Annotated in this window: 2 protein-coding genes; both read left to right on the forward strand. The window is 64.4% G+C overall.

Annotated features, from left to right (window positions below; all coding sequences use genetic code 11):
* A partial coding sequence (gene ribA / locus ACFWJO_RS38490; RefSeq protein ID WP_386872838.1) for a GTP cyclohydrolase II occupies positions 1-938 on the forward strand: 938 nt, incomplete at its 5' end.
* Positions 939-1,268: 330 nt separating this feature from the next.
* On the forward strand, positions 1,269-1,849 hold a 581-nt coding region (locus ACFWJO_RS38495), incomplete at its 3' end, for an ATP-binding protein (RefSeq protein ID WP_386872840.1).

Consider the following 1,849-nt stretch of genomic DNA (forward strand, 5'->3'; position numbering starts at 1 on the left):
ATCGTGCACGGACTGCTCGGGTGCTTGCCGATGCGGGTTCGGTGCCGTCGGATCTGACGCGGCCCGGTCACGTCTTCCCGCTTCGCTACCGCGAGGGCGGGGTGTTGGTGCGGCGCGGCCATACCGAGGCCGCAGTGGATCTGGCCACGATGGCGGGGTTGGCTCCGGCCGGTGTGCTGGTGGAGGTCGTCAACGACGACGGCACCATGAAACGGGCTCCTGACCTGCGGGACTTCGCTGACACCCACGGTCTGGCGATGATCTCCATCGACAGTGTGGTGGGATACCGGCGCCGGCACGAGTTGCTCGTGGAGAGGGTCGCCGCGACCCGGCTGCCGACACGGCACGGCGACTTCACTGCCTTCGGATATCGCGTGGAAACCGACGGCACCGAGCACATCGCGCTGGTGCACGGCGACATCTCTGATGCCGCCCCGGTGCTGACACGAGTGCATTCGGAGTGCCTGACCGGTGACGTCTTCGGATCGTGTCGCTGCGATTGTGGGCCGCAACTGACCGAAGCGATGGAGCGGATCAGATGTGAAGGCCGCGGTGTCGTGATCTACCTGCGTGGGCACGAAGGGCGCGGCATCGGACTGGCGGCGAAGCTGCAGGCCTACAGTCTGCAGGACTTCGGCCGGGACACCGTCGACGCGAATCTGGATCTCGGTCTGCCGATTGATGCCCGGCACTACGGGACGGCTGCGCAGATCGTGCGAGATCTGGGTATCGGGTCGGTGCGATTGCTGACGAACAATCCGCAGAAGGTGACCTGTCTGCAGGATGCAGGCATCGAGGTCGCAGCACGTGTTCCCCTACTGCCGCGGCCGAACAACCACAATCTCGGTTACCTACAGACCAAACGGGACCGGATGGGACACGACCTCCCCGACCTGTGCCCGGCGACACCCGTGAGGGAGCGCACCGCCTTCGGCTGAGCAACAGCCCGGCTGGCCGACCGTTGGAATCGGAACGGATAATCCGTTCACGAGGGAACTCCCTCGCCGCATCCGACGACCGGGTCGAAGCGTGAATCTCGCGGGACTGGCCATCACCGCGGTGACGCCCGCAGTCGAGCGGGCCAGGGGAGTTGAACTCGCCGTCACCAGGCTGTAGAACGTACATCGTATAGCGGGCACGATTTGTCAAGAGGTGGCGCATGACTGTTCGGCCGACTTCTTTCGGATTGGCCGATCGGCTCGGCGCATCGGACGCGCCCGTCAAATCAGCCTCCTGTGTAATGTGTCGGTTCGATATTGGATGCGACCATGCCCGAAAGTGAGCCCCCCGCGGACATCGGCGTGCATGCCAAGTCGAGGCGAGGCAAATCCGGAAATCTTCCACTGGACCTGACCAGCTTCGTCGGCCGTCGGCACGAGCTGGCAGACACCCGCCAGCTGCTGTCCGGATCGCGGCTGGTAACTCTCATCGGCGCCGGCGGCGTGGGCAAGACCCGGCTCGCCCTGCGGATCGGCGACGTTTCGCGCAGGACATACGACGACGGTGTCTGGTTCGTCGAACTGGGTGAACTACACGACGGGGACCTGCTCGGACAGGCTGTGTCGGGTGCGCTGGGTTTACAGGATCACTCCGTCCGGCCGCCCATGACTGTGCTCACCGAACAGCTGGCGGAAAAACGGATCCTGTTAGTCCTGGACAATTGCGAGCATCTAATCGAGGCAGTTGCAGGTGTTGCACAGGTCGTACTGCGGACGTGCCCGGGTGTCCACATCCTCGCCACGAGCCGTGCGTCTCTCGACATTCGTGGGGAGGTAGTGGTTCGAGTACCCCCGCTGTCGCTGCCGGAGCTGACGCGATCGACGGCGACGCTACGCGAGATTTCCCGATA

The sequence above is a fragment of the Streptomyces sp. NPDC127092 genome, assembly GCF_042722475.1.
GTDB lineage: Bacteria > Actinomycetota > Actinomycetes > Streptomycetales > Streptomycetaceae > Streptomyces.